The sequence below is a fragment of the Pelagicoccus mobilis genome (assembly GCF_016595505.1).
GTDB classification, from domain to species: Bacteria; Verrucomicrobiota; Verrucomicrobiia; order Opitutales; family Opitutaceae; genus Pelagicoccus; species Pelagicoccus mobilis.
In genome coordinates, this window is sequence record NZ_JAENIL010000138.1 from 1 (window position 1) to 1490 (window position 1490).

The following is a 1490-nucleotide window of genomic DNA, read 5'->3' on the forward strand; positions in this document are numbered from 1 at the left end:
CGACTCTATAACGAGTATCGCGGTCTAAGCTCTTCCGGCGAGGACAGCCAGAACGTCACCACCATGGAGTTCAGAACTCCATTCGCAGACGGCAAATGGCAGTTCCGTACACGAATGTACGCAAACAAGCTCGACGTCGATTCCAAGGGCGTAAACGAGTTCGGATTCGGCGACCTGGACTTCCGTCTCCTCACCGTTCCCGTGCTCGACATGTCCAAGAAGTTCGCCGTGGCCACCGGTCTTGAAGTCTTCACGCCAACCGCTTCCGACGACGCGCTCGGCAACGACGCATGGACGCTCGGACCGCAGGTCTTCTTCGTGAAGTTCCTCCCATTCAACGGCGCCTTCGACCTCATCGCTCCAGGCTACCAGTACCGCGTCAGCATCGACGAGGACGGCCCAGAGAACAAGGTAGGAGCCCACGCTCTCGATCTCTTCCTGCTCAAGACGCTCAACAACAAGCGCCAGTGGATCATGATCAACCCGCAAGGATTCATCGATGACGAGAACGACATCGAATTCGGCAACATCGACATCGAGATCGGTTCTATGCTCGGCAAGGAGCACGGCGGACAAAGCGTCTACGCTCGCCCATCCTTCGCATTCGGAGCCGACCGTCCATACGATCTCTCCATGGAAGTAGGCTACAAGTTCGTTTGGTAAGAAAACCAAGTAACCAAATATTTTATACAGTATAAATCACCAGTAGTTCAGCATCATAACCGAAGGGCGGTCTCACCAAGAGACCGCCCTTTCGCATCTCCAGGTGGGAGCGTGCTCGTCACGCGATTCCCCACCCAGCATCCCCGTTGGAGTTCCCGCTTCAGCGGGTCCCAAAAAAAAGAACCCCAATCATAACCCCAATAAAAGCATCCACCACCGATTACACCGAGACTCACCGATAAGCCCCCTACAACGAGGCCTGATCCCCCCTCCACAAGCATCGGTGTAAATCGGCACCATCGGCGGTCCCCAACACCACTGCAGAATCCCTTCGCGTCCTTCGTGCACTTCGTGGTTAAAAAAGACACAACCCCATCACCCAATATCCCCCAATCCCCCTTCCCCTTCCGTAAGACCAAAGTCCCATATCCCCATCCCCCATCACATGATACACTGTATCCAGATTCAGAAACAAAGAGGCGAGCACGCCACAATCCGAATCACACAATTTCAAGTTTCATAGTTCAGGGTTATATATAGGGGTAGTTAAAACGGCGGTCTCACAGAGACCGCCGTTTATTTTTTAATAACACAAATCAAAACCATCGCTCGCCACGCCGAAATCCACTCCCCAAAAAAATTAGGTCCCCAAAAACCCGATACGACCAAAGTCCTATATCCCCTTTTTCCCGATTAGCGTATAGTTCCAAACAACAAGAGAACAAATCTCTAACACACAAAAAAAGGAACACTCACATTTATATAAAACAAACAAGCCAATACTAAAAATGAACGTACTAAAAAAGCATAAGAAGACTCTCCTCAAA

The 1490-nt window shown here is 51.1% G+C and carries 1 pseudogene; it reads left to right on the forward strand.

Features of this window, described 5'->3' with window-relative positions:
• Positions 1–663 (forward strand): annotated as a pseudogene (locus JIN87_RS27925) (hypothetical protein); the annotation flags it as partial.
• Positions 664–1490: the final 827 nt, after the last annotated feature.